24 protein-coding genes are annotated in these 25406 nt (G+C 40.2%); 5 read left to right on the forward strand and 19 right to left on the reverse strand.

Features of this window, described 5'->3' with window-relative positions; genetic code table 11:
- Nucleotides 1-141 precede the first annotated feature (141 nt).
- Together NSS81_RS03750 and NSS81_RS03755 are read right to left on the reverse strand one after the other, a co-directional pair.
- Complete coding sequence (locus NSS81_RS03750) at nucleotides 142-939, reverse strand: SDR family oxidoreductase (protein WP_342432215.1); 798 nt, start codon at nucleotides 937-939, stop codon at nucleotides 142-144.
- 22 nt (nucleotides 940-961) lie between these two features.
- Complete coding sequence (locus NSS81_RS03755) at nucleotides 962-1186, reverse strand: hypothetical protein (RefSeq protein ID WP_342432216.1); 225 nt, start codon at nucleotides 1184-1186, stop codon at nucleotides 962-964.
- 224 nt (nucleotides 1187-1410) lie between these two features.
- Between NSS81_RS03755 and proC the strand changes: the two genes are divergently transcribed.
- The 3 genes from proC (at nucleotide 1411) to namA (ending at nucleotide 4553) form a co-directional block, all read left to right on the forward strand.
- Nucleotides 1411-2256 carry a pyrroline-5-carboxylate reductase gene (proC, locus tag NSS81_RS03760; RefSeq protein WP_342432217.1) on the forward strand — a complete coding sequence of 282 codons (846 nt, stop codon included), beginning with the start codon at nucleotides 1411-1413 and terminating at the stop codon, nucleotides 2254-2256.
- A 61-nt stretch (nucleotides 2257-2317) separates the two neighbouring features.
- Nucleotides 2318-3463 (forward strand): glycosyltransferase family 2 protein, encoded by a 1146-nt coding sequence (locus NSS81_RS03765; RefSeq protein WP_342432218.1) that lies wholly within the window; start codon nucleotides 2318-2320, stop codon nucleotides 3461-3463.
- Nucleotides 3464-3533: 70 nt separating this feature from the next.
- Complete coding sequence (gene namA, locus NSS81_RS03770) at nucleotides 3534-4553, forward strand: NADPH dehydrogenase NamA (protein WP_342432219.1); 1020 nt, start codon at nucleotides 3534-3536, stop codon at nucleotides 4551-4553.
- A gap of 33 nt (nucleotides 4554-4586) precedes the next feature.
- On the opposite strand, the gene rnz is transcribed toward namA, so the two are convergent.
- On the reverse strand, nucleotides 4587-5510 hold the full coding sequence (gene rnz / locus NSS81_RS03775; RefSeq protein ID WP_342432220.1) for a ribonuclease Z: 924 nt from the start codon (nucleotides 5508-5510) through the stop codon (nucleotides 4587-4589).
- 213 nt (nucleotides 5511-5723) lie between these two features.
- Between rnz and zwf the strand changes: the two genes are divergently transcribed.
- Nucleotides 5724-7193: a glucose-6-phosphate dehydrogenase gene (gene zwf, locus NSS81_RS03780; protein ID WP_342433923.1), complete on the forward strand. Its 1470-nt coding sequence runs from the start codon at nucleotides 5724-5726 to the stop codon at nucleotides 7191-7193.
- 44 nt (nucleotides 7194-7237) lie between these two features.
- On the opposite strand, the gene NSS81_RS03785 is transcribed toward zwf, so the two are convergent.
- The 4 genes from NSS81_RS03785 to mce form a co-directional block, all read right to left on the reverse strand.
- Complete coding sequence (locus tag NSS81_RS03785) at nucleotides 7238-8515, reverse strand: DNA polymerase IV (RefSeq protein ID WP_342432221.1); 1278 nt, start codon at nucleotides 8513-8515, stop codon at nucleotides 7238-7240.
- 97 nt (nucleotides 8516-8612) lie between these two features.
- Nucleotides 8613-9734, reverse strand: a complete 1122-nt coding sequence (locus tag NSS81_RS03790; RefSeq protein ID WP_342432222.1) for a tripeptidase T — start codon at nucleotides 9732-9734, stop codon at nucleotides 8613-8615.
- Nucleotides 9735-9820: 86 nt separating this feature from the next.
- A complete protein-coding gene (locus NSS81_RS03795; protein ID WP_342433924.1) occupies nucleotides 9821-11371 on the reverse strand; it encodes an acyl-CoA carboxylase subunit beta in 1551 nt (516 codons plus the stop codon).
- Complete coding sequence (mce, locus tag NSS81_RS03800) at nucleotides 11371-11784, reverse strand: methylmalonyl-CoA epimerase (RefSeq protein ID WP_342432223.1); 414 nt, start codon at nucleotides 11782-11784, stop codon at nucleotides 11371-11373. The genes NSS81_RS03795 and mce overlap by 1 nt, the downstream gene beginning before the upstream one ends.
- A gap of 162 nt (nucleotides 11785-11946) precedes the next feature.
- Here mce and prli42 point away from each other — a divergent pair, with 162 nt between their 5' ends.
- Nucleotides 11947-12045, forward strand: coding sequence for a stressosome-associated protein Prli42 (gene prli42, locus NSS81_RS03805; protein ID WP_342432224.1), 99 nt, complete (start codon nucleotides 11947-11949; stop codon nucleotides 12043-12045).
- A 41-nt stretch (nucleotides 12046-12086) separates the two neighbouring features.
- Here prli42 and NSS81_RS03810 read toward each other — a convergent pair whose 3' ends face one another.
- The 12 genes from NSS81_RS03810 to NSS81_RS03865 form a co-directional block, all read right to left on the reverse strand.
- The gene (locus NSS81_RS03810; RefSeq protein ID WP_342432225.1) at nucleotides 12087-12605 is read right to left on the reverse strand and encodes a L,D-transpeptidase; all 519 of its coding nucleotides are present in this window, start codon (nucleotides 12603-12605) and stop codon (nucleotides 12087-12089) included.
- A 24-nt stretch (nucleotides 12606-12629) separates the two neighbouring features.
- Complete coding sequence (locus tag NSS81_RS03815; RefSeq protein WP_342432226.1) at nucleotides 12630-13628, reverse strand: aromatic acid exporter family protein; 999 nt, start codon at nucleotides 13626-13628, stop codon at nucleotides 12630-12632.
- A 70-nt stretch (nucleotides 13629-13698) separates the two neighbouring features.
- Complete coding sequence (locus tag NSS81_RS03820) at nucleotides 13699-14421, reverse strand: amino acid ABC transporter ATP-binding protein (RefSeq protein ID WP_342432227.1); 723 nt, start codon at nucleotides 14419-14421, stop codon at nucleotides 13699-13701.
- Nucleotides 14414-15073: an amino acid ABC transporter permease gene (locus NSS81_RS03825; RefSeq protein ID WP_342432228.1), complete on the reverse strand. Its 660-nt coding sequence runs from the start codon at nucleotides 15071-15073 to the stop codon at nucleotides 14414-14416. Before NSS81_RS03825 ends, NSS81_RS03820 begins: the two co-directional genes overlap by 8 nt.
- 77 nt (nucleotides 15074-15150) lie before the next feature.
- Nucleotides 15151-15939: a transporter substrate-binding domain-containing protein gene (locus NSS81_RS03830; protein WP_342432229.1), complete on the reverse strand. Its 789-nt coding sequence runs from the start codon at nucleotides 15937-15939 to the stop codon at nucleotides 15151-15153.
- 240 nt (nucleotides 15940-16179) lie between these two features.
- Entirely contained in the window at nucleotides 16180-16617 is a 438-nt protein-coding gene (locus NSS81_RS03835) for a BrxA/BrxB family bacilliredoxin (protein WP_342432230.1), read from the reverse strand.
- A 113-nt stretch (nucleotides 16618-16730) separates the two neighbouring features.
- Nucleotides 16731-17855, reverse strand: coding sequence for a methylmalonyl Co-A mutase-associated GTPase MeaB (gene meaB / locus NSS81_RS03840; RefSeq protein ID WP_342432231.1), 1125 nt, complete (start codon nucleotides 17853-17855; stop codon nucleotides 16731-16733).
- On the reverse strand, nucleotides 17856-20054 hold the full coding sequence (scpA, locus tag NSS81_RS03845) for a methylmalonyl-CoA mutase (RefSeq protein ID WP_342432232.1): 2199 nt from the start codon (nucleotides 20052-20054) through the stop codon (nucleotides 17856-17858).
- Complete coding sequence (locus NSS81_RS03850) at nucleotides 20035-21927, reverse strand: methylmalonyl-CoA mutase subunit beta (RefSeq protein WP_342432233.1); 1893 nt, start codon at nucleotides 21925-21927, stop codon at nucleotides 20035-20037. The genes scpA and NSS81_RS03850 overlap by 20 nt, the downstream gene beginning before the upstream one ends.
- A 125-nt stretch (nucleotides 21928-22052) precedes the next feature.
- A complete protein-coding gene (locus NSS81_RS03855; protein WP_342432234.1) occupies nucleotides 22053-23345 on the reverse strand; it encodes a dihydrolipoamide acetyltransferase family protein in 1293 nt (430 codons plus the stop codon).
- Between the two features lie 52 nt (nucleotides 23346-23397).
- Nucleotides 23398-24381 carry an alpha-ketoacid dehydrogenase subunit beta gene (locus NSS81_RS03860; protein ID WP_342432235.1) on the reverse strand — a complete coding sequence of 328 codons (984 nt, stop codon included), beginning with the start codon at nucleotides 24379-24381 and terminating at the stop codon, nucleotides 23398-23400.
- 12 nt (nucleotides 24382-24393) lie between these two features.
- The gene (locus NSS81_RS03865) at nucleotides 24394-25386 is read right to left on the reverse strand and encodes a thiamine pyrophosphate-dependent dehydrogenase E1 component subunit alpha (RefSeq protein WP_342432236.1); all 993 of its coding nucleotides are present in this window, start codon (nucleotides 25384-25386) and stop codon (nucleotides 24394-24396) included.
- Nucleotides 25387-25406: the final 20 nt, after the last annotated feature.

Below are 25406 nucleotides of genomic sequence, written 5' to 3' on the forward strand. Positions count from 1 at the left end.
CCATGAGAACCACTTTATCGATTTTCCTATGAAAGTGGGCTTCATGAACGCTCCATGAGGACCACTTTTTCGATTTCCGTATGAAAGTGGGCTTCATGAACGCTTCATTAGGACTACTTTTTCGTGGTTCCCGTTGTTAAACTATTTTTTATTAAAAGCTTTTTTACCGATACGTTCAAATAGCCGCGGGAAGAGGACATAGACGATACTCCCCATATTCATCCAGCGCGGCAGGTTGATTTCTCTTGTGTTTGTGAGCATGCTCGCAACCACTTTGCCGGCAACATATTCCGGTTGAAGTATAAACTTCTGGACATTTTTAACATACGTTCCTTTTTCATCAGCAATATTGAAAAAATTGGTGGCAATTGGGCCGGGATTGACCGATGTCACCTGGACATTGAAATCACTAAGCTCCATCCTGAGCGCATTCGTATAGCCAAGAACGGCATGCTTGGTAGCTGAATATACACTTGATTTAGGTGTGGCAATTTTCCCTGCCTGGGAGGCAATATTAATAATATGACCAAGACGGCGCTCACGCATTTTTGGCAAGACCATACTTGTACATGCCATTAGTCCGATAACATTTACCTCGAACATCCCTTTGATTTCATCGATTTTCACTTCATGCGCTTCACGGAAAACCCCAAAGCCTGCGTTATTAACAAGAATATCAACATGACCCACTACCGAAAAAATCTCTTTAAAGACTTGCTCTATTTTTTCAGTGTCTGATACATCGAGCTGAAAAACATCCACTTTAATCTGATGCTTTTGCAGCAATGCCGCCTGCAGCTGTTGAAGCTTATCAAGGCTCCGGGCAAGCAAGACAAGGTTGGCCCCGCTAGCTGCACATAGCTTGGCAATTTCGGCGCCAATTCCTCCGGAAGCACCGGTAATCACAATATTTTTATCCTTTAGTTGATCCTTAACCATATTTACACCTCACCATAGCATGTTAAAGGACAGGCTGCTGTTCCTTACTACTAATTTCTCCGATAGAGGACGAATAGTCAAGTGACCGACTGTTTCTGATAATATCAAGACAATCCCGACCAAGAAATAAAGAAATAAAAAATTCTGAAAATAAACCTTGACAAACAGGCTGTTTATCTTGCATAATCACAAGTAAAATTTGATTCGTTAAAAGCGATGAATAAGGCCAGTAAATGATCAATGGCAAAAGAGAATGAAGTCCATAGGCTGAAAGACTTCATCGCCCGCTTAATCATTGAACCCTACCTTAGGAGCACTTAGGAAAACCTAGCGCATATCCGGCGTTATCGGAGTTGAGTAAACCTTAGTTGCATTAATTAAGGTTAATGAAGGTGGTACCACGGAAGCTAGACCTTTCGTCCTTTACGGATGAATGGTCTTTTTGTTTTTTAATAGAAGGAGGCTGGCGATATGAAAAAATTAGCAATCATTGGTGCAGGTTCAATGGCTGAAGCGTTAATTTCAGGAATTCTCGAAAAAGATTTAATTGATAAAAATAATCTATGGGTTACAAATCATTCGAATGAAACACGGTTAGCCAACCTTCGGGAGAAATATGGTATCCAAAGCACCTATGATTTAGAAGAGCTTTTTGAAGAAGCAGATATTATCCTTTTGGCAATGAAGCCAAAGGATGCAGCAACAGCCATTCAATCCATTCGTGAGCATTTGAAGGCACATATGCTCATTGTCTCAGTTTTAGCTGGAGTATCAATCAGTACAATTGAACTGCTAGCAAAAAAGCCGCTGGCAGTTGTTCGGTCGATGCCAAACACTTCCGCAGCGGTAGGTAAATCAGCAACAGCTGTTGCCATCAATGAACGCGTTTCCCTAAGCCAAATTGAAACAACAAAAAAACTTTTCGGAACAGTCGGCCTGACCTCCTTTGTTGAGGAAGAGCAGTTAGATGCCGTAACAGGTCTTTCTGGAAGTGGCCCTGCCTATATCTATTATCTGATCGAGGCAATGGAAAAAAGTGCGGTTGAGGTTGGGCTCGATAAGCAAATGGCTAGTGAATTGATTGTGCAAACGCTGCTTGGGGCAGCAGAGATGGTAAAGAAATCCAGTAAGTCCTCCACGCAATTACGTAAAGAGGTAACGAGCCCTGGCGGAACAACAGAGGCCGGGATTCAAATCCTTGAGCAACATGGGGTTCAGCAGGCATTCATTTCCTGTATTAAAGCGGCCACGGCCCAATCAAAAAAAATGGGGACGGCATTAAGTACACTGCTTGAAGTCAGCGAACAGCCTTCATAAATTGGATGTTTCACCGCTATTACAGTAAACTAGGAAAAAAAGGCACAGGGAAGTGTAAGGAATGCTAACATTCTTATTTTCTATCGGAATTCTTGTGTGGCTTGTTTTTCTCCTAGACGGACTGATTGGTATAAGAAAAATAGATTCTCTGGAAAATGAGGAAAACCTGGATAATGGACCATTATTATCGGTCATCGTTGCAGCCCGCAATGAAGAAAATCAAATAAAATCAAGTATTCTAAGTCAGTTGGAACAAAGCTACAAGAACGTCGAATGGATTCTCGTCAATGATCGTTCAAGCGATGATACAGGAAAGATCATGAATGAATTAGCAGATGCGGATTCTCGCATCTCGGTCATCCATATTCAAAAACTCCCTGAAGGCTGGCTGGGGAAAAATAATGCGTTATATAATGGTACATTAAGTGCTTCCGGAAAGTGGTTATTATTCACCGATGCGGATGTAAAGTTTGAAAATGAAGCGTTCGCAAAAGCGCTGCATTACTTTGAACGGCATAATCTTGATCATTTAACTGCCTCACCAAACCTGAACGCGAAATCCTTTTGGCTTAAGTCATTTGTCGCGTTCTTCCTGGTTGGATTTTCTTATTTTAAGCGCCCGTGGTCTGCAAATAATCCAAAGTCAAAGACAGGAACAGGAATTGGAGCTTTTAACCTTGTCTCTAAAGAAGCCTATATTTCTTTTGGTACCCACGAAAAGGTAAAAATGCGTCCTGACGATGACTTACAATTAGGAATGAAAATGAAACGCGCTGGTTACCGTCAGCGAATTGTTACGGCCCTGAAACTGATTGAAGTAGAATGGTACGGAAGTTTAAAGGAAGCATTTGTCGGGCTTGAAAAAAATACATATGCCGGGTTACATTACCGAGTAAGTATGGTGTTTTTTGCGATATTCGGAATATTTATTACGAACGTTCTTCCATTTATCATGATTTTTTCAGCCAAAAAAACCATCGTTCTCTTAAGCATAGGAAATATAGTACTATGCGGAATTCATTATCTCGTTATCCTTAGAAAAATGACGCTGTTTTCCCCTGCCCTGTTTTTGGTATTTCCAATCACAGCACTATTGTTCATTTACTCAATTATTCGCGCGAGTTTTCTCACCTTTAAACGCGGAGGAATTGAATGGAGAGGAACTACTTACAAGCTTAGTGAGCTAAGGGAAAAGAATAAAAGTTAAATTTTTTTAAAAACAAGGAGCCTTTGTTATACTGAAGTGTGATGAGTAGAAAATAGCAGGAGGGCTCCATATGTCAGCAAAATTATTTTCACCTTATACGATTAATGGCGTCACATTAAAAAATCGGATTGTCATGGCGCCAATGTGCATGTATTCAAGTCATAATGAGAATGGCCAGGTAGAGAACTGGCATCGTACGCATTACGCAAGTAGAGCAGTCGGCCAGGTTGGGCTGATTATTGTCGAAGCAACGGCAGTTACTCCTCAGGGCAGAATTTCACCGAAGGATTTAGGGATCTGGAGTGATGATCATCTGTCGGGATTAAAAGAACTAGTCGAACGAATGAAGGAACATGGGGCTAAAACGGGAATCCAGCTTGCACATGCTGGTAGAAAGGCTGTTTTAGAAGATGACATCCTTGCACCTTCCGCTCTGCCATTTAATGAAAAAATGAAAACGCCCTTGGAAATGACCAAAGAAAATATCACTGAAACGGTTGATGCTTTTAAAAAAGGAGCAGAACGAGCTTTAAAGGCTGGATTTGATGTTATTGAAATTCATGGTGCCCATGGCTATTTAATCAATGAATTTCTTTCACCGCTTTCAAATAAAAGAACCGATGAATATGGCGGTTCAGCAGAAAATCGTTATCGTTTTTTACGTGAAGTGATTGAAGCCGTAAAAACTGCATGGAATGGTCCTTTATTTGTCCGCGTTTCTGCCAATGACTATCATGACGAAGGATTAACAGCAGATGATTATGTGACTTTTTGCAAATGGATGAAAGAGCAGGGAGTGGACTTAATCGATGTCAGCTCTGGGGCGGTTGTACCTGCAAGAATAAATGCATATCCAGGCTATCAAGTTAAGTTTTCAGAAACAATTAAGAATGGCGCTGAGATTCCTACCGGTGCCGTCGGATTAATTACTTCTGGAATTCAAGCGGAAGAAATCCTGCAAAATGAGCGCGCAGATCTAGTTTTCTTAGCCCGTGTATTGTTAAGAGATCCCTACTGGCCGCGTACAGCTGCTAAAGAACTTGATGTTAGCATCGAAGGACCGAAACAATATGAGCGCGGTTGGTTATAGTCATTGAAAAGACGGCATCGTGCCGTCTTTTTCTCATTTAAGCGGAATGGTTATTTCTTTAAAGTCCTCGGCGATATCAGTATTTACAAATATCTCCTGTGCCTCGGAAACGAGTTCTCTCCAAGCATTTCGATCATACCGGGAACTTATGTGGGTTATACATAGTTGCTTACTCCCTGCCTGTTTCGCCACCGAAGCAGCCTGATGTGTCGTGGAATGAAAGTAATCGAAAGCAAGCTTTTCTTCCCCCTTCGAAAAGGTGGCTTCATGTACCAATAAATCCGCATCAGCTGCCAAGGAGATGGCATTTTGGCAATATCTTGTATCCCCAAGGATCGTAACAACTCTCCCCTTTTGTTCTGGACCAAGGAAATCAGTTGGTACAATCGTCCTTCCGTCCTCAAGTGTAACCGATTCACCATTTTTTATTTTTCGAAAAATCGGACCTGGCTGTACTCCTGCTTCGATAAGCTTGTCCGCTAATAACGTACCTGCCCTGTCCTTCTCAACAATCCGATAGCCGTAGGAAGGAATACCATGCTCTAGCAATCGTGCTTCTACTGTGAACTGCTCATCCTCAAAAATAATCCCGCCTTCGATTTCAACGATTCTTAAAGGATATTTTAAATAGGTTTGGCTAACAGAGAGACTTATTTCAAGGTATTGCTTGATCCCTTTTGGTCCATAAACTGTAACCTCAGATTCCCCTCCTTGAAAAGAACGGCTAGATAATAGCCCTGGTAAACCATAAATATGATCGCCATGGAGATGAGTAATAAAAATTTTCTCTATTCTTCGCGGTTTCAATGATGTATGTAAGATTTGATGCTGGGTTGCTTCACCTGCATCAAATAACCAAATAGCCGAACGTTCTTCAAGTAATTTTAATGCGATCGATGTGACATTACGGAGCTTCGCTGGCATACCGGCGCCTGTTCCTAAAAAATAAATATCCACAATAAAGCCCCTTTCTAATTCTTGCTCCTTATTTGTATAATAATATAGCATATTACTTGTAATATTGCTCTTTAGGTTGTTTACTGTTTAAAGGGAATATCTAAGTTCATACATGCTTAAGATACTTTTAGCAAAATCTATATTGAAAAGATAGGAATACATACAAAGAGAGGTATTTATGTGAAACAGCCCGACAATAAGACTACATTAATAATGATATTTGGTGCGACAGGTGATTTAGCTATTCGTAAGCTATTTCCTTCCCTTTACAGGTTATTTGAGCGAGGGAGATTAAAGAAATTCGCTGTTATTGGTGTTGCTAGAAGACCGCTTACAAATGATGGCTTCCAGAAATCTGTAAAAGATTCTGTTATTAATGCATTAGGAGATAAAGAAAATATTGATGAGTTCATTTCTTACTTTTACTATCATTCACATGATGTAACAGATTCTAGCTCATACGTTGCCTTAAGAAATTTAGCTAATCAAATTGATGAGAATTACAACCTGGAAGGAAACCGTATATTTTATCTTGCTATGGCACCCGAATTCTTTGGGCCAATTGCTTTACATTTGAAATCAGATGGGTTAACGGAGGTAAAAGGATTTAAACGTCTGGTAATTGAAAAACCGTTCGGGAAAAGCTTAGAGTCTGCGAAAGAGTTAAATCAACAAATTCGAACAGCATTTTCGGAAGAAGAGGTATATCGGATTGATCATTATTTAGGGAAGGAAATGGTCCGAAACATCGAAGTCATTCGTTTCGCCAACGCCATTTTTGAACCTTTATGGAATAACCGCTATATCTCTAATATTCAAATAACCTCAAGTGAAATACTTGGTGTCGAAGAGCGAGGTCGCTACTACGAAACGAGCGGTGCTTTACGGGATATGGTACAAAACCATATGATGCAAATGGTTGCTCTACTAGCGATGGAACCTCCAATTCGATTAACGACTGACGAAGTTCGTTCAGAAAAAGTAAGAGTTTTTCGATCACTGCGAAGGGTTGAAAGCAACGAGATAAATGACTATTTTGTACGCGGTCAATATGGTGCTGGGACTGTAACCGATGAACAAGTACCCGAGTACCGTGCTGAACCAATGGTGGACAAAGAGTCCAATACAGAGACATTTGTTGCTGGGAAAATTATGATTGATAATTTCAGATGGGCTGGTGTTCCTTTTTATATTCGAACTGGAAAAAGAATGACAACAAAGTCTACAAAAATTGTTGTTCAGTTTAAAGACATTCCAATGAATCTATATTATCAGCCAGAAAAAAAGGTAAATCCGAATCTGCTTGTCATTCATATTCAGCCTGAGGAAGGAATCACCTTGCATCTAAACGCGAAGAAGGCTGGCGGCCACCTTGACGCACAGGAGGTAAAGCTGAGTTTTGCCAATACAGGAATCCAAGCCATGAATACTCCTGAAGGGTATGAAAAGCTGCTTTATGATTGTTTACGGGGTGATGCAACAAACTTCACCCATTGGGATGAAGTCGCTTACTCTTGGGCGTTTGTTGATAAAATCTCTGATGTCTGGGAAAACACAAAATCGGTTAACTTTCCAAATTATGTATCTGGAACAACAGGGCCAAAGGCAGCGGACGAGCTGTTAGAGAAAGATGGTTTCTTTTGGTGGCCTGTTAAGAATTTAGAGGTTGATATATGTAAATAACAGATGAAAAAGCTCCGCATTGTTTTGACAAAGCGTGAGCTTTTTTAGTCTTCTTCTTTATTACTTTTAGGAAACGAACGTAAAAAGTCTTTATTGAAGCTAGTTCCTGTGCCAATATTGTCTGCAGAATCTACCTTATGCGTCCCAGCATTTTCAATAATATTTTCCCCATACTTTTCACGAAGGCTCGAAATAATTTTATTTAAGGGTTCTTTCTTTGCATCTTTTTCAAACGAAAATAAATCAAGCTGTTTATAGGCATGGTCCTGTTCGATGAGATCATATCCGGTTATTCCTAACAAGCGAACAGGATTTCCATTCCATGAATTCAGAAAAATCTGCTTAGCCATTGTACCGATATCTTCCTTTTGGTTAATTGGATTAGCGAGTTTTTTGCTTCTAGTAATCGTTTTTCTATCTTTAAAGCGAATGGTAATTCCTAATGTAGTTGCAAGGACATTTTTTCGTTTTAGTCTGACAGATACGGTTTCTGACAATGAATCTAATATACGAAATAGCTCCTGTTGGTTACTGGTATCACGTGGAAGTGTTGTCGAGTTTCCAATACTTTTAAACTCGGACACCGATTCCGGGTCAACCACTCGGTTATCGATTCCGTTTGCCCGCTCTTTTATTCGAATTCCATTTATTCCCAGCAGGGATTTGAGTTGTATCTCATTGCCTTCCGCTAAATCACCAATCGTATGGATTCCAATTGTTGTCAGCTTTTCAGCCGTCTTTTTTCCGATACCATGCATCTCATTGGTGGATAACGGCCACAACAGTTTAGAGATATCGCGCTTGCGAAGAATCGTAATCCCCATTGGTTTTTTCATATCAGAGGCTGTTTTTGCCAGAAATTTATTAGGTGCAATCCCAATACTGCACGGTAAATCTAGCTGTTCAAGAACTCTTTTTTGAATACTTTGTGCGATTTCTATTGGGCTTCCCAGCTCAAAGGACCCTGTAATATCTAAATACCCCTCATCAATAGATACAGGTTCAACAAGTTCTGTATAGTTCCTTAGTATCTCAAACATAGCAATAGATGCTGCACGGTACCGATCGAAATTTGGCTTTTTTACAATTAACTGCGGGCATAGTTTTTTCGCCTCCCAGAGTGGCATTGTCGTTTTCACGCCAAATTTTCTCGCTTCGTAGCTGCAGGTGACGATAATCCCCCGCCTCTCCTCTACATTCCCAGCTATGGCAAGAGGTTTCCCTTTAAGTGTCGGATCGTACGCCATCTCAACCGACGCATAGAAGCTATTCATATCAACATGTAAAATAACCCTTCCCTTTTTCGGGTACATTTCCTTCATATAGGTTTCTCTCCTTAATGAATCGCAGATCTCTAAAATTAAAATGGTACTTTAAGTATAACAAAAGGAGAACCAATGGCTCTCCTTCAAAGTTTCATTATTGATTGGTAACTTCCTCGATAATCGCAACGGTCATCTCAGCTAATTTGTTTAACTCTTCGATTGGCATCCGTTCATTTGTTGTATGGATATCTTCATAGCCAACAGCAAGGTTTACGGTAGGAATGTTGAAACCAGCAATGACGTTCGCATCACTGCCGCCGCCGCTTTGCTGTAATTCACAGCTGCGGCCAATTTTTGCAGCTGCCTTGCGCGCGAGTTCAACAACTAAGTCGCCTTCGCCGAATTTGAAACCAGGGTACATGACTTCAACGTCCACTTCAGCTCTGCCTCCCATTTCAGCAGCAACTGATTCAAACGCTTCTTTCATTTTGCTAACCTGTGCTTCCATTTTTTCAGGAATAAGCGAGCGTGCCTCAGCTAATATCTCAACGTGGTCACAAACGATGTTTGTTTGCGTGCCCCCTTCAAAGCGACCAATATTTGCAGTTGTTTCAGAGTCAATTCGACCTAATGGCATTTTCGCAATCGATTTAGCAGCAATCGTAATCGCAGAAATTCCCTTTTCAGGGGCAACACCAGCATGTGCTGTTTTCCCGTATATAACCGTTTTTATTTTAGCTTGCGTCGGAGCAGCAACGACGACATTTCCTACTAAACCATCGCTGTCGAGGGCATAACCATACTTAGCCTTCATTAATGATGAGTCAAGAGCCTTCGCCCCAACAAGACCTGATTCTTCACCAACTGTAATAACAAATTGGATCATACCATGAGGAATATTTTGTTCTTTTAATACGCGAATCGTTTCAAACATAACCGCTAAGCCTGCTTTATCATCCGCTCCTAAAATAGTCGTACCATCTGTAACGACATAGCCGTCTTTAATCGATGGTTTTACTCCTTTTGCAGGAACAACTGTATCCATATGTGAAGTGAAGTAGATTGGATCCACACCATCTTTCGTTGCAGCAAGGGTACAAACTAAGTTTCCGGCACCGTGTCCAGTCACTGCTGTTGTATCATCCTCAAAAACATCTAGGCCTAAATCGGTAAACTTTTGTTTTAACACTTTCGCAATCTCTGTTTCGAATTTTGTTTCAGAGTCAATTTGTACAAGCTCTAAAAATTCACTTAAAAGACGTTCATGATTAATCATCCGTCAAACCCTCCAATTTATGTACTCACTATTTCAGTATAACGCTTCTTATTTCGAGCATCAAATGAAAGGTGAGCGCCCATCTTTTAGAGTGGGATATTGCCATGTTTTTTATATGGTCTTGATTCTTTTTTGTTGCGCAGCATTTCTAGAGATTGAATAATTTTTATTCTGGTCTCACGTGGGTCAATAACATCATCGACCATCCCTCTGCTTGCGGCAACATATGGATTGGCAAACTTCTCGCGGTATTCATCAATCTTCTGCTGTCTGAGTTCCTCCGGATTGTCACTATTCTGAATTTCTCGTGCAAAAATAATATTAGCTGCACCTTGTGGACCCATAACAGCGATTTCAGCATTCGGCCAAGCATAAACAAGGTCAGCCCCAATTGATTTACTGTTTAACGCAACATAGGCGCCTCCATATGCCTTTCTCGTAATAATTGTTAATTTCGGTACGGTTGCTTCTGAATAAGCAAATAATATTTTGGCCCCATGCCGGATAATTCCCCCATGCTCCTGTTTTACTCCTGGGAAAAAGCCAGTCACATCTTCAAAGGTAATTATCGGGATATTAAATGAATCACAGGTACGAATAAATCTGGCTGCCTTATCTGAGGAGTTGATATCAAGTCCCCCAGCCATCACCTTAGGCTGATTACAAACAAGGCCAACAGATTCACCTTTAATTCGGGCAAAGCCAACAACAATATTTTTAGCAAAATCCTTTTGAATTTCCATAAAAGAGTCTGCATCGGCAACTTGTTCAATCACCTTGCGGACATCATATGGTCTTAATGTATCAAAAGGTATTACATCTGTTAAATCCGGCCGATAATCATTTTCGTCTTCTACCTCCAGCCGAGGAGCCTTTTCTTCATTATTCTGCGGAAGATAGCTTAAGATCTTACGCACCTGATCTAATACCTCTGCCTCAGACTCTGATTGAAAATGAGCATTTCCGCTGATACTGTTATGTACATTGGCACCGCCAAGATCCTCCGCAGAAATCTTCTCACCTGTAACCGTTTCAATTACTTTAGGCCCGGTTATGAACATCTGACTTGTCTTTTCAACCATGAAAACAAAATCGGTAATGGCTGGTGAATAGACCGCCCCACCTGCACAAGGACCCATAATAACCGAAATTTGCGGGATTACGCCAGAGTAAATCGCATTTCTGTAAAAAATATGTCCATAACCATCCAGTGAAACAACACCCTCTTGAATTCTAGCACCGCCAGAATCATTTAAGCCAACAAATGGTGTACCATTTTTCGCAGCTAAATCCATTACATTAGCAATTTTTTTTGCATGCATTTCTCCTAAGGCACCGCCAAAAACGGTAAAATCCTGAGAAAACAGATAAATTGGCCGGCCATTTACTTTACCGAAGCCCGTGACAACTCCATCGCCAGGACCTCTTTGCTCATCAAGACCAAAATCGTTTGTTCTATGCTCAATGAAAGGACTTAGTTCAATAAAGGAGTCTTTATCGACTAAAAGCTCAATCCGTTCCCTAGCAGTTAATTTCCCCTTAGCATGCTGCCTGTCAATCTTTTCATCTCCGCCCCCAAGCTCAACTTCCCGGCGCCTATCATATAACTCATTAATTTTTTCATAGATGTCTAACATTATTCCTTCATTCCCTTCTTTTCGCATAGTTCAAACAAAACACCTGCAGCAGATTTTGGATGCATGAATGCAATATGCGCTCCACCTGCTCCTGGCCTAGGTAGCTCATCAATCATTTGTATTCCTTTTTCCTTCATCTCGATGATTCTTTCTTCAATCGATTCGACACCAAGTGCAACATGGTGGATTCCCTCACCGCGTTTTTCGATATATTTGGCAATTGCACTTTCCGAGGAGGTAGGCTCTAACAGTTCAAGTTTCGTTTCTCCTGCCTTCAGAAATGCCACCCTTACCTGTTGACTCGTCACTTCTTCAATCCCTAACAAAGGAAGCCTAAGGACATCAGTATAAAATGGAAGTGTATTCTCAAGTGATTTAACCGCTATTCCAATGTGATCAACTTTTTTAATCATTCGAATCCCCTCTGTTCCAAAAATTAGAATTAATCAGATTATTATATTATTCGCTAAAAAATTCATAATTCCTCCCCAAATTGAGAGGTTGTTCCATTGTTCATTTGGGCTTTTCCGTGTAAAATAGATAGTAAGCTACTTAATATAAAGGGGGAACCCACTATGTCTAAAAAGAAAACGAGAAAAATAATCGTTTACCTTATGCTTTTTGCTATGCTTGCTTCCACTCTTCTCATCGGAATCGGCCAATTTATTTCTTAAAAATACTAAAGGGACTGTCATGTGACAGTCCCTTTTCTTATTCATTCGTTACTAATCGCACCGATCTCTTTTGCAAGTCTTTCAAATGACTTCTTCGATGAGATAACTAATATCTTTGTACCTAATGGTATTAATGGATAGAGAGAAGTGATGACCTCGTTATGTGTACGGATGCAGCCTTGTGATACATATTTCCCTATGGAAGCTGGCTGGTTGGTTCCATGAATACCGTAGGTCCTTCCGTCTGTACCTTTTGCATCAAAACCAATCCATCTTGACCCGAGTGGATTATTTGGGGCACCACCAGGAATATCCTTCCGTCGATAATAAGGATTTTCTGCCTTAACGGTTATTGTAAATAGACCTTCAGGTGTTAATTCTTGAGTTTTCCCGCTCCCGATACTTACGACCGTTTGGACTCTATTATCGTCAATAAAGGCAAGTTCGTTTGTACTTTTATTCACGATAACAAACGGATCACCTGGAAGCGGATTAGGACCTAACGGCCACAGAGGCGAAATGAAAAAAGCAAACAGGATTGGCGATAACATCTTAATCATGTAAATCTACCTGCCTTTTTTCCCTTAGTTTGCTTCAACCTGCTTTGGTTCATTCACTTTTGATGATGGTTTTTTGATTCCTATAAAAGAACTCTTGATAATTAGATACCTATTCATCTCGTTTGTTAAGTGCAATAAAGCAGCCCTAATTTCAAATTCTTCTCTTGTTTTGGGCAAGTCCATTTCCTCAAATTCCTTTTTCATATCGTTTAGTTTTTCAATAAATATTTCCGCTGTATTTTCTGGTTTAATGTTTTTGGACAAATCTTCAAGAAAATCAGCCCACATTTTTCCTTGGGTAACTGTTCTTGTAATGGAGGTAACAATTGGCAATATCTGTTCAATAATCTCAAATTGCTTTTCTCTCATTTTAAAATAATTGAAATAAATATTTTCATCCTTTAAAAAACGATTCTCTATATCTTTAAATGCCAGGCTTATTGCTTCCTCTAGAATTCTTGCTGTATCAGTAATCTCTTTACCTGACCAGTCACTTTCTCCATTTCTTAAATAACAAACTATTTCGGAAAAAATAACCTTAAAGTTTTCCTCGATTTTACCTTGATAATCTTTCAGCTTTTTATCCACACTTGGCATATACAAATTCATAATCAGTGCAACACCAATCCCTATAGTAATAACTCCAATCTCATTTATAAATAGTCCCATCGTTATTTGATTAGCCATATAGATATGTAAAATAATTACAGTGCTTGTAACGACCCCATCGTACGCTTTTAACATCACCACTGTTGGGATAAAGAAAAACAACATAATTCCAATCACGATTGGATGGTATCCAATTACTTCAAAAAACAGTGCTGAAAAAGGCATAGCAAGGATACAGGCAAAAAAACGATCCCAAGAAGTCCTTAAGGATTCTCTTTTTGTTGCCTGAATGCATAAAACGGTTAATATTCCGGCAGATGCATAGTTGTCTAATCCAAACTTCTGGGCAACTAAAATAGCAATAGCCGTTCCAACTGCAGTTTTAATTGTCCTATAGCCGATACTATATCTCATAGAATTCTCCCCACCCTTATTATGAAAAGAGATGATCAAGTTGATCATCTCTAAGGATAGCATATACTTTTTAGAGCATTTTTTGCAAGAAGTCCTGTGCACGTTTGCTCTTTGGATTTGTAAAAAATTCCAGCGGTTTTGTGTCTTCTACTAGCAATCCGCCATCAAGAAATAATACTCGATCTGCCACTTCCCGAGCAAAGCCCATCTCGTGGGTCACAATTGCCATCGTCATACCTGTATGGGCAAGTGATTTCATAACATCTAATACTTCCTTTACCATTTCAGGGTCTAGCGCCGAGGTTGGTTCATCAAATAGCATAACCTCAGGCTCCATCGCTAACGCACGTGCAATGGCAACACGCTGCTTTTGCCCGCCAGATAATCTTGTCGGATATTCATCCGCTTTGTCACGCAGTCCAACCCTATCTAAAAGATCACCTGCTACCTTCTCCGCTTCATCTTTCGATAATCCTTTTACATTAATCGGAGCATACGTCAGATTTTGCATGACGGTTTTATGCGGGAACAAATGAAAATGTTGAAAAACCATCCCCACTTGTTGCCGCACCTTCATAATATTCGTCTTTTTATCGGTAATATTTTGATCAGCAATCAAAATTGTTCCGCTTGTTGGAGTTTCGAGAAAATTCATGCAGCGGAGGAAGGTGGACTTTCCTGACCCGGATGGGCCGATAATCGCAACGACTTCCCCAGAGTGGATGGTTGTTGATATCCCTTTTAATACTTCAAGTTTTCCAAAGCTTTTATGCAAGTTTTCTACCTTAATCACTGCGTCTCATTCTCCTTTCAAGCGCTTTTCCTAAGAAGGTCAATGTAATGACCATTAAGTAATAGATGAGGCCTGCAATCAACAACGGTTCGAAAAACGAGTAATTTTCAGCCCCTACCTGGTAAGAACGGCGCATAATATCCATAACACCAATGGTGGTCACAATCGCAGATTCCTTTGTTAGAGAAATGAATTCGTTCATTAATGCCGGCAAAATATTTTTCAGTGCCTGCGGCAGAATAATATCCCACATCATTTTCCAGTAGGGGACTCCTAAGGCCATTGCTGCTTCTTGTTGCCCCTTATCAATCGCGAGAATACCTGCCCTGATTATTTCAGATATGTATGCACCTGAATTTAGTGCAAACGCTAAAATTGCCGCCGTATACGGTTCAATCTGAAACCCTGTTAACTGCGGAGAGCCATAGTAAATTAACATTAGCTGTAAAACCAACGGCGTACCGCGGAAAATAGATGTATAGGCATCAGCAAACCAGCCGAGAAATTTAATGGAGCTAATTTTGAATAAAGATAAGATAATACCAAGAATAAATCCAATAATTCCTGCTAAAATGACAATTTTAAGTGTGACGTATATTCCCTCTAATATAAATGGCATGGAAGGAATGAATTGTGCAAAATCTAAGTTCATTCATTACCCGTCCTCTCTTTACAATTTCAAAGACGCTCAGAAGCAACTAGGCTTCCGAACGTCTTTTGTTTTTTTACTTACTCTTCCCCGCCAAACCATTTTACAACCAATTCTTGCAGTTCGCCGTTTTCCTTCATTGCTTGTAACTCTTTGTTGAATTGCTCAGTAAGTTCGCTATTTTTCGGGAATGCAATCGCAGAACCTGCTTCTTCTGGATCATCACTAATAGTAAAGCCTTTTAGATCTTTTTCATTTTCAAAATAACCCTTTGCTACCGTATCTTCAATGATAGCTGCATCAAAACGGCCAGCCTTCATCTCTTGAATAAGTTCAGGGATACGATTACGGTTTTCAACTTTAATTGCAACCTTTTCATTAATTTCTTCGGCTTTTCCTTCTTGAATTGAACCAAGTTGTACTCCCACTGTTTTTCCTTCTAAATCTTCAAGCGTTTCAATTCCACTGTCTTTTTTAGAAATAATCATGTGCTGGGCTGTATAATAAATGTCACTGAAATCAACATTTTTCTTACGTTTTTCTGTTGGAGTCATTCCTGCTAAGACAAAATCGGCTTGACCAGATTTCAGTGATTGAACCAATCCGCCGAAATCCATGTCTTTTACTTGAACTTCATATCCAAGCTTTGCAGCAATTGCTTTTGCTAAGTCAACATCAAAACCAATTATATCGTCGCTTTTACCTGTTTCGATATATTCAAACGGCGGATAATCTGCAGAGGTCGCCATCACTAAAACCTTGTTATCATCAGTTTTTTCACCTGTTTTATCCTCTTCACTTGTACCGCATCCAGCTAGTAAACCAGCTAATAATATCATTGTCATAAATAAGATAACCGCTTTTTTCATTTTGTTTTCCTCCTATAATTTTCAGAATATTAATTATTCTTCTTTTTGAATTTCTGTTTACTATTTTTCTAGTAAAAATGCATTAAATAATTAATAATTATTCATATTAATGAATTTTAACACAGCTTTATAATTATGCAAGTATATTTTTAAAAATTCATTTACGTTTTTTTAAAATATTATTTTTCATAAAAAAAAGCAAATCTCCATAAAGAGATTCGCCCTTTTTGCGTTCAAATATTAAAGCTCTTCGCAGTGTTCTTCGAATTCATTTTGAAGCTTTGATACAACTGTTGCTGGATCATAGCCTTCAATTTGATGCCTCTCAACCATGGAGACGATCTTTCCATCTTTTAATAAAGCAAAGGATGGCGAGGATGGCGGATAGCCAGTAAAATAACTTCTTGCCTTTTCAGTTGCTTCTTTATCTTGTCCAGCAAAAACAGTAACCAGATTATCGGGACGTTTATCATAATGAAGTGCATGTGCTGCTGCAGGACGCGCTATACCGCCTGCACATCCGCATACAGAGTTAATCATAACTAAGGTCGTACCTTTTTGTTCTAGAGCTGCCTCGACCTCTTCAGGTGTTTTAAGCTCTTGATAACCAGCTGATGCTATTTCTTGTCGTGCTTGTGTCACGACATCATTCATGAAAAAGTTAAAATCCATGCTCATAAAATCACTCCTATTGTATGTCTATATAACTACATAATAACAGTAAAAATGTACTTTGTTCAAATATATAAGACATTAATCTAAAAAATAACATCAGCCAATCATGGCTTCTGTTATTTTTTAGTTGCTAGGTAAGCCGTAAATAATGTTTCTACGGCTGAGGCGGCTGTTATTTCTCCAGCCATTACCTCATTTTCTAGTTGGGGGAGCTTTAACTTTACTTCAGGATGATGGAAAAAGCTGTAATGTAATTGATCGGTAATCATTGAATAAATCCAAGTCCTCTGCTGACTCTTTCTTCTTTCTGCTAGTACTCCAGACATAGTACCAGTTTCTTCAAAAAGTTTAATGACATCCCAAATCTCACTAACGCCTTCTCCATTTACAGATGAACATGTATAAGCCTTTGTTGCCCATCCTTTAGTTGCGGGTAGCAGAAAGTGAAGAATTCGGCTGTACTCTTTTCGGGTTAGTTCCGCTTTTCCTCTATTTTCTCCATCCGCCTTGTGGACAATAACAGCATCAGCGAGTTCCATTATCCCCTTTTTCATGCCCTGCAGTTCATCCCCTGCTCCTGTCAATACAAGCAGCATAAAAAAATCAACCATATCCCTGATGATGACTTCACTCTGGCCCACACCTACCGTTTCAATCAAAATCACATCAAATCCTGCGGCTTCACATAGCAGCATTGCTTCCCTCGTTTTCCGATGGACACCGCCAAGCTTCCCAGCAGTAGGAGAGGGGCGAATAAAGGCACGTGGATTTCTTGCGAGCTGTTCCATCCTTGTTTTATCTCCTAGTATACTCCCGCCGCTAAGACTTGAGCTTGGATCAATAGCTAGGACGGCAACATGTAAACCTAGCCCACAAAGATATGTTCCAAAAGTCTCAATAAATGTACTTTTTCCAGCTCCCGGTACCCCAGTAATCCCAATTCGGATGGAATTACCGCTTTTGTATAAAAGTTTTTTCAGAAGCTCCTGGGCCTTATAGAAATGGTGCTCCGCATTACTTTCAACTAAGGTGATTGCACGTGCAAGCAGGCTTCTATCTCCTTTTATCACCCCATTGAATAATTCTTCAACGGATGGCTCAATTGATTGGCGCTTTTGAAAACGGATATTTTTTGGGATGGATGTAGCCTGTGACTCTAGTTCTTGACCTTTCCTGATTACACTTGAAAATTTATCAGGTTCATTCGGGTCGCTCCATTCCGGTTTCTTACCCGCATCCATTTATTCTGCCACTTCCTCATAACCGAGTTGTTTATAAATCTCCTTGATTACCTTTCCAGCAGCAACTGGAATAATTGTACCTGGACCAAAAATAGCTGATGCACCCTTTTCATACAAATATTGATAATCTTGCGCAGGAATAACTCCACCGATAACGACTAAAATATCTTCCCTGCCTAACTTTTTCAATTCTGCAACAAGCTGTGGAAGCAGTGTTTTATGCCCTGCAGCCAGCGAGCTCATACCGATCACATGTACATCATTTTCAATCCCCTGTAAGGCTGTTTCTTCTGGTGTTTGGAATAATGGACCGATATCAACGTCAAACCCGAGGTCAGCGAAAGCAGTAGCTATTACCTTTGCACCGCGGTCATGTCCATCCTGTCCCATTTTTGCAATTAGAATCCTCGGTCTTCTTCCTTCATTCTCAAGGAATTCATCTGTCATTTTTTTTACTTCAGAAATTTCTTCTTCATTGGTAAAAGCCTTGCTGTATACACCGCTTATTGAACGGATAATTGCTTTATGTCTGTTTGCTACTTTTTCTATTGCATCTGAAATTTCTCCTAGTGTCGCCCTCACTCTAGCAGCCCTAACGGCAAGTTCCAGCAAATTACCTTTACCTGATTCCGCAGCATGGGTTAAGGCTAGTAATGCTTCCTCCACTATATTCTCATCACGAGCAGCTTTTAACGAATTTAACTTTTCAATTTGCTTTATACGGACTGCGGTATTATCAATATCTAAAATATCTATCGCTTCTTCTTTTTCGAGGCGATAACGATTTACACCAATAATCGTTTCTGATCCTGAGTCAATTTGAGCTTGCCTTTTTGCAGCAGCCTCTTCAATTCTCATTTTTGGAAGGCCAGTTTCAATCGCCTTTGCCATGCCGCCTAGCTTTTCAATTTCCTCAATATGCGTCCATGCACGCTGCACCAATTCATCAGTGAGTTTTTCCACATAGTAGGATCCAGCCCATGGATCAATTACCTTCGTTATCCCTGACTCTTCCTGAAGGAACAGCTGTGTATTTCTGGCTATTCGAGCAGAGAAGTCGGTTGGTAAAGCAATCGCCTCATCTAAGGCATTAGTATGGAGTGATTGGGTATGCCCCATTGCTGCCGCATGTGCTTCAAGCAGTGTTCGAATAACATTATTAAACGGGTCCTGCTCCGTCAAGCTCCATCCAGAGGTTTGCGAATGGGTTCTAAGGGCCAACGATTTCTTGTTTTTCGGCTCAAACGATTGAATCATCTTTGCCCATATCAAACGAGCTGCCCGCATCTTGGCGACTTCCATAAAATAATTCATTCCCACTGCCCAGAAGAAAGATAATCTCGGTGCAAATTTATCGATTTCAATTCCTGCTTTTAGCCCCGTTCTTACATACTCCAGCCCATCAGCGAGTGTATATGCCAGTTCAAGATCAGCTGGCGCACCGGCTTCCTGCATATGATAGCCGGAAATACTGATACTATTAAACTTTGGCATATATTTGGAAGTATACTCAAAGATATCCGCAATGATCTTCATTGACATTTCCGGTGGATAGATATAAGTGTTCCTGACCATATATTCTTTCAAAATATCATTTTGAATCGTTCCTGAGAGCTTGTCCTGACTTACTCCTTGTTCTTCTGCAGCAGCAATAAAAAATGCGAGGATTGGTAAAACGGCCCCATTCATTGTCATCGAAACAGACATTTGATCTAACGGTATTCCATCAAATAAAGTCTTCATATCGAGAACAGAATCAATCGCAACACCGGCTTTTCCGACATCCCCAACAACGCGGGGATGATCTGAATCGTAGCCACGGTGTGTTGCTAAATCAAAAGCAACAGATAATCCCTTTTGTCCCATAGCCAGATTACGGCGATAGAAGGCATTGCTTTCCTCGGCTGTTGAAAATCCTGCATATTGACGGACTGTCCATGGGCGGTTCACATACATTGTTGGATAAGGACCGCGTGTATATGGCGGCAGACCAGGCAGATCGTCTAAATGCTCGATTTCGTTACGATCCTCCGTTGTATAAAGAGGTTTTAGCTTAATTTGTTCGTTAGTTTCAAAAAGCAAATCATCTATGGAGGATTGAATATCCTTTTCAACCTGTTCCTGCCATTGTTGTTTAGTGATGAAGTCCTGCTCATTATTTAATGGTATATTTTGGAAATCAGGCTTTTGAAGCTTCACCTGCCAACACCTCCATTTCTGTTAATATGATAGAAAGTGTTTCATAACAATTACTTTTCACATGGACAAACTGCTTAATTCCTTCTTTAAGCCATTGTATCTGTTGCTCTTTTTCCGGTAATCCTGCCAAATAAATCACTCGATCAGGAAATTCTTTTGTTAATGCTGTAACAATTTCATGTCCATATTGCTCGTATTGGTCATTACTGCCGCAAAGGCAAAGATATTTTGTGTTTTGGTTTATTACAAACTGTTTCGCCGCTTCATATGTAGTTATAGAACCGCTTTCTGCAGCTTTGAGTCCTCCTGCAGCAAGAAACCCTTTCATAAAATCTAGTCTAGGTTTATAATTGCGCAGTTCTCCAAGACAAAGCATACTTACGAAGGGTTCAGAGCCAGATTTGTTTTCAATGTCTTTACTAATTTTCCTTAAACTTTCAAATGGTTCAGCAACTCTCGTTTGCTTAATCGCCTCAAAATTAATCGTCATATGGTCATTGCTAAAATAGTTATTAAGGCTATTTTCTTTTGACCCAGGTACCTGTTCATCGAGATTTGCATATACATTTGTTCCAATTACGCTTTGCTTCCTTGTGAAAATATCATGCTGACGTTTGTTGCTGATTGCTTTTATATCATATTGTAGCTTGCTCGATTTTAAGACTTCAAGAATTCCTCCGTTTGCCTCTAGTTGCTGAAAATAACCCCAACCCTTTTCAGCTAATTCCCCTGTTAAGGACTCTATATACCATGAACCTCCAGCAGGGTCAGCTACCTTTTGTAAATAAGCTTCTTCCATCAAAATGTTCTGTGTATTCCTGGCAATCCGCTCTGATAGCTGGGTGCTCCCAGTAATGTCATCAAATGGTGTTACGTGCAAATACTGAACTCCGCCAAGTACAGCTGCAAAGGCCTCATTCCCTGCCCGTAGAATATTTACATGCGGGTCATAAACCGCTTTTGTATAGTTGGAAGTTTCTGCAGCTATGTGCATGCCTCTAGACGATGGTTCAGCACCATATACCCCAGTGATCTTATTCCAAAGAATACGGGCCGCCCGAAGCTTAGCCAGCTCCATAAAGAAATTACCGCCGATTGAGAATTGGAAAACCATTTTCGATAGAGCTTCATCAAGGCGCATTCCATCCTCCAGGAGCCTTTGTATATAATAGACACCTGTAGCAGCTGCAATTCCTAGCTCCTGGACCGCATTTGCCCCGCCTTGATGGTAGACTGCGGTATTAATCAAGACTGTTTGAAGATTAGGAAGTTTATTATTTGCCAGTTTAATATCCTCTGACCATACTGCAAGAACTTCATTTGACATTTGTCCTTCTTCAGCGAACATTGAAATTGGGTCGTTAGCAACGTATCCAGTGATTTTATCACCATTACCCTGCTGCACCGCCATTTCTGTTAGTTCAGCAATAAGTGCAGATTGCATACCTTTTGTATTGATAGCAAAAGGATATATTTCTGTGAGTTCACCTAGTATTTCCCTTAACGTTTCCTTGCCGTTAAAAAGTTGCTTAGAAACTTCAAAAGAAATAGCTGTTTGTCCTTTCTCAATTGCTTCTTGAAGCTTCCCCTTTAATTCTGCGAAGGATTTGGAGGAAATTCGCTGAGCTACCTTCCAGTTGCTTGTTTGATATCCTAAAGGATAAATCCCTCTTCTAAAATCAGAGCCTCCTGGATAATCTGATATTTTTTGCTCATCTAAGCGTGTGTAAAGTGCCTGCAACGTAATAGCTTCATATGTAGTTGTTTGTAATGAATCAACCGTTTTTCCCTTCAACGATTCCTCTGCTTTTAACTTCCAATCATTTTTCGTTATCGAAGGAAAGGTTTGATTTTTTAAATCTTCAAAACTCATATGTTCCACCCCCTGATTTAAAATACAAAATATTCTATAAATTTCATTATACTTTCTATTTTAGGATATAATTGCAAATCATTCAATAAAAATAACCGCTACCTTAATTGGCAGCGGTTATTTTATTAGTAAATCGATGTGGTGGATTTTGATGTGTTTTCCAGGATTTCTTTTACACGTTGTAAGAAACGTCCACATACTAGTCCGTCTAATATTCTATGATCAAGAGACATACATAAGTTTACGATATCACGCACGGCAATCATCCCGTTATTCATAACAACTGGGCGTTTTATGATTGATTCTACTTGCAGAATTGCAGCTTGAGGGTAATTGATAATCCCCATGGATTGAACAGAGCCAAACGAGCCGGTATTGTTAACCGTAAAGGTTCCGCCTTGCATATCCTCTGACCGAAGCTTTCCTGTTCTCACCTTAACAGCAAGTTCAGATATTTCACGCGCAATCCCCTTAATTGTCTTCTCATCTGCTTGTTTTATCACTGGAACATATAATGCATCCTCTGTTGCTACAGCAATTGAAATATTAATGTCTTTCTTTTGAATAATCTTATCACCAGCCCACATTGAATTAATTTGCGGATATTCTTTCAATGCTTGAGCTACAGCCTTTACAAAGAAGGCAAAGAAAGTTAAATTAAAGCCTTCTTTTTTCTTGAATTCTTCTTTTAACGAATTCCGGTACTCCACAAGGCTAGTGGCATCGACTTCAATCATTGTCCAAGCATGTGGTGCTTCGTGCTTACTGCGCAACATATTCGCTGCTATTGCTTTACGGATACCTGAAACAGGAATCTCAATATCACCAACTGCAACAGGAATATCAACTGCTGTTGCAGCTTGCTTTGGTACGGAAACAGGTTGAACAGTTTCCTGTACAGTTACCCGCTGTGTTTTCGTGTCCTTCAGAGTTTCAGCATTAGTACCTGCTGTAGGGATATTCCCTGAATCAATCAGCTTTAACAAATCTTTTCTTGTAATCCTGCCTCCCGCACCGGTGCCTGTCACCTGAGTTAAATCAATTCCATGTTCTTGAGAAATTTTTAATACTGCGGGTGAATAACGAGCTTTATTTCCTTGATTCTCCTCGGAATCAACAACCGTTTCAGAAGCAACAGTGGTTTTCTCCACTTCTTTAGGTGTCACGAAGGCACCACCTTCGATCTCAATCGTACAAATGACTTCTCCTACTGCAAGTGTTTCCCCTTCTTCAGCAATTAGCTCTTTAATAATGCCAGTATAAGATGAGGGTACCTCTGCATTCACTTTATCTGTCATAACTTCCGTTAAGGGGTCATACTTGTTTACTTTGTCTCCAACAGAAACCAGCCACTTACTTATGGTTCCTTCTGTTACGCTTTCCCCTAATTGAGGCATTTTAATTTGTTCAATTGCCACTGTTTTAAACCTCCAATATGTCCAGCTTCGGCTCCAAGGCCCGCTTCGTGTTTTAGTACTCCGCTAGCTCACGCATTGCTTTTTCAACTTTATCCGGATTAACCATAAAGTATTTCTCCATCGTTGGAGCGTATGGCATGGCTGGTACATCTGGTCCAGCTAAGCGCATGATTGGAGCATCTAAATCAAACAAGCAATTTTCAGCAATGATTGCTGATACTTCACTAATAATGCTTCCTTCTTTGGTGTCTTCTGTTATTAGTAATACTTTTCCAGTTTTTGAGGCTGCTTCAATGATTGCTTCCTTATCCAGGGGATAGATCGTTCTCAAGTCTAGAATATGTGCAGAAATACCATCCTTCGCCAACTTTTCAGCAGCTTGAAGCGCAAAATGAACACAAAGCCCATAAGTAATGACGGTAATGTCCTCACCCTCACGTTTCACATCTGCTTTTCCGATTGGCAAGGTATAATCATCTGCAGGTACTTCCCCTTTGATTAAGCGATATGCTCGTTTATGCTCGAAAAATAGTACGGGATCATTATCACGAATCGCTGCTTTAAGTAGTCCTTTTACATCATAAGGAGTAGATGGCATAACAATTTTCAAGCCTGGCTGATTTGCAAAAATGGCTTCCACCGATTGTGAATGGTAAAGTGCCCCGTGTACTCCTCCGCCGTAAGGTGCTCGAATAACCATTGGACAAGTCCAGTCGTTATTAGAGCGATAACGAATTTTTGCTGCTTCCGAAATAATTTGGTTTACTGCCGGCATAATGAAATCGGCAAATTGCATTTCTGCAATTGGACGCATTCCGTACATCGCTGCACCAATTCCTACCCCTGCAATGGCAGATTCGGCAAGTGGCGTATCAATTACACGATCTTCACCAAACTGCTCATACAAGCCTTGCGTTGCCTTAAAAACTCCGCCTTTTACACCTACATCTTCTCCTAATACAAATACCTTCGGATCTCTTTCCATTTCTTCCCGAATGGCCATTGTTACCGCATCAATATAAGAAATTACTGCCATATTATGTCCCCCTTACTCCGCATAAACATATTTCAATGCATCTTCCGGCGCTGCATACGGTGCATTTTCTGCATAATCCGTCGCTTCATTCACTTGCTGCATCACACGGTCATTGATTTCCTTTTCCAACACATCATTCATAACACCCGTTTCTTTTAAATAGGCACCAAAAGTAATGATTGGATCTTTTGTTTTTGCCTTTGCTACTTCATCAGGGGCACGATAGGAACGGTCATCATCATCAGATGAGTGTGGTGTCAGACGATAAGAAACCGTTTCAACAAGAGTCGGCCCATCACCACGACGTCCACGGTCTGCAGCTTCTTTGACAACTCTGTAAACTTCTAATGGGTCATTTCCGTCAACAGTAACACCTGGCATACCATAACCAATCGCACGGTCAGATACATTTTTACAGGCTAATTGTTTTTCAATTGGAACAGAGATAGCATATTTGTTATTTTCACACATGAGTATAACAGGGAGCTTATGAACCCCAGCAAAGTTTGCACCTTCATGAAAATCACCTTGGTTCGAAGAGCCTTCTCCAAAGGTTACAAAGGTTACTAGGTCTTTCTTTTCCATTTTCCCGGCAAGGGCAATTCCCACTGCATGTGGTACTTGTGTAGTAACCGGTGAAGACCCTGTTACAATGCGATTACTCTTTTGTCCAAAATGTCCTGGCATTTGGCGACCACCGGAATTTGGATCTTCCGCTTTAGCAAATCCGGAAAGCATCAGTTCTTTTGGCGTCATACCAAAGGTTAATACTACTCCCATGTCACGGTAGTATGGAAGCACATAATCTTTTTCACGATCAAGAGCAAACGCTGCACCTACTTGTGCTGCCTCTTGTCCTTGACAGGAAATAACAAAGGGGATTTTCCCCGCACGATTCAATAACCACATCCGCTCATCAATACGGCGGGCCAATAGCATTGTTTCATATATTTCCAATACTTTCTCATCACTTAAACCTATCGCTTTATGACGCTTTTCAGTCATATATTTCTAACCTCCCATTA

It is taken from the genome of Neobacillus sp. FSL H8-0543 (assembly GCF_038592905.1).
Classification (GTDB): Bacteria; Bacillota; Bacilli; order Bacillales; family Cytobacillaceae; genus Neobacillus.

What these genes read in the sequence shown, in the direction of transcription:
- NSS81_RS03815 (WP_342432226.1), bottom strand. Translation starts at nt 13,628, where the DNA reads ATGAGATATAGTATCGGCTATAGGACAATTAAAACTGCAGTTGGAACG.
- mce (WP_342432223.1), bottom strand. Translation starts at nt 11,784, where the DNA reads ATGATTAAAAAAGTTGATCACATTGGAATAGCGGTTAAATCACTTGAG.
- NSS81_RS03790 (WP_342432222.1), bottom strand. Translation starts at nt 9,734, where the DNA reads ATGATTAATCATGAACGTCTTTTAAGTGAATTTTTAGAGCTTGTACAA.
- NSS81_RS03765 (WP_342432218.1), top strand. Translation starts at nt 2,318, where the DNA reads ATGCTAACATTCTTATTTTCTATCGGAATTCTTGTGTGGCTTGTTTTT.
- NSS81_RS03860 (WP_342432235.1), bottom strand. Translation starts at nt 24,381, where the DNA reads ATGGCAGTAATTTCTTATATTGATGCGGTAACAATGGCCATTCGGGAA.
- NSS81_RS03795 (WP_342433924.1), bottom strand. Translation starts at nt 11,371, where the DNA reads ATGTTAGACATCTATGAAAAAATTAATGAGTTATATGATAGGCGCCGG.
- prli42 (WP_342432224.1), top strand. Translation starts at nt 11,947, where the DNA reads ATGTCTAAAAAGAAAACGAGAAAAATAATCGTTTACCTTATGCTTTTT.
- NSS81_RS03785 (WP_342432221.1), bottom strand. Translation starts at nt 8,515, where the DNA reads ATGAAGGAAATGTACCCGAAAAAGGGAAGGGTTATTTTACATGTTGAT.
- meaB (WP_342432231.1), bottom strand. Translation starts at nt 17,855, where the DNA reads ATGGATGCGGGTAAGAAACCGGAATGGAGCGACCCGAATGAACCTGAT.
- NSS81_RS03810 (WP_342432225.1), bottom strand. Translation starts at nt 12,605, where the DNA reads ATGATTAAGATGTTATCGCCAATCCTGTTTGCTTTTTTCATTTCGCCT.
- NSS81_RS03835 (WP_342432230.1), bottom strand. Translation starts at nt 16,617, where the DNA reads ATGAGCATGGATTTTAACTTTTTCATGAATGATGTCGTGACACAAGCA.
- proC (WP_342432217.1), top strand. Translation starts at nt 1,411, where the DNA reads ATGAAAAAATTAGCAATCATTGGTGCAGGTTCAATGGCTGAAGCGTTA.
- NSS81_RS03850 (WP_342432233.1), bottom strand. Translation starts at nt 21,927, where the DNA reads ATGAGTTTTGAAGATTTAAAAAATCAAACCTTTCCTTCGATAACGAAA.
- namA (WP_342432219.1), top strand. Translation starts at nt 3,534, where the DNA reads ATGTCAGCAAAATTATTTTCACCTTATACGATTAATGGCGTCACATTA.
- NSS81_RS03825 (WP_342432228.1), bottom strand. Translation starts at nt 15,073, where the DNA reads ATGAACTTAGATTTTGCACAATTCATTCCTTCCATGCCATTTATATTA.
- zwf (WP_342433923.1), top strand. Translation starts at nt 5,724, where the DNA reads ATGATATTTGGTGCGACAGGTGATTTAGCTATTCGTAAGCTATTTCCT.
- NSS81_RS03830 (WP_342432229.1), bottom strand. Translation starts at nt 15,939, where the DNA reads ATGAAAAAAGCGGTTATCTTATTTATGACAATGATATTATTAGCTGGT.
- NSS81_RS03865 (WP_342432236.1), bottom strand. Translation starts at nt 25,386, where the DNA reads ATGACTGAAAAGCGTCATAAAGCGATAGGTTTAAGTGATGAGAAAGTA.
- NSS81_RS03750 (WP_342432215.1), bottom strand. Translation starts at nt 939, where the DNA reads ATGGTTAAGGATCAACTAAAGGATAAAAATATTGTGATTACCGGTGCT.